Below are 380 nucleotides of genomic sequence, written 5' to 3' on the forward strand. Positions count from 1 at the left end.
CCGCTGGCAAGCTGCGGCTTCTGTTCGATCAGATCGCGCAGACACGTGGCGTCTACCTCCTGGACGAGTTCGACGCGATCGGCGCCCGGCGCGGCGATCCGAACGACGTGGGCGAAATCCGCCGCGTGCTAAATTCAGTGCTCGCCTTCATGGAAGAGCCGAACACGACGGATAGCCTAGTGCTAGCCGCGACGAACCATGTCGAGATCCTCGACGAGGCGCTCGCGCGGCGATTTGATGAGGTGATCGAGTACAACCTGCCCGATCGTCAGGCGGCACGCGCGATACTTGAGCGGCGCCTGGGCAAGTTCAATCTGGCCGCTCGCTCCTGGGGGTCAATCGAGTCCGCGCTTGAAGGCTTGAGCCAGGGGGAGCTCGTT

1 protein-coding gene is annotated in these 380 nt (G+C 63.4%); it reads left to right on the plus strand.

All coding sequences use genetic code 11. The features are described 5' to 3' along the window. Positions 1-380, plus strand: a 380-nt coding sequence (locus I6F37_RS45080; protein WP_225155142.1) for an ATP-binding protein, incomplete at both ends; no start/stop codon positions are given.

This window comes from Bradyrhizobium sp. NBAIM08, from assembly GCF_020193935.1.
Taxonomy (GTDB): Bacteria; Pseudomonadota; Alphaproteobacteria; order Rhizobiales; family Xanthobacteraceae; genus Bradyrhizobium; species Bradyrhizobium yuanmingense.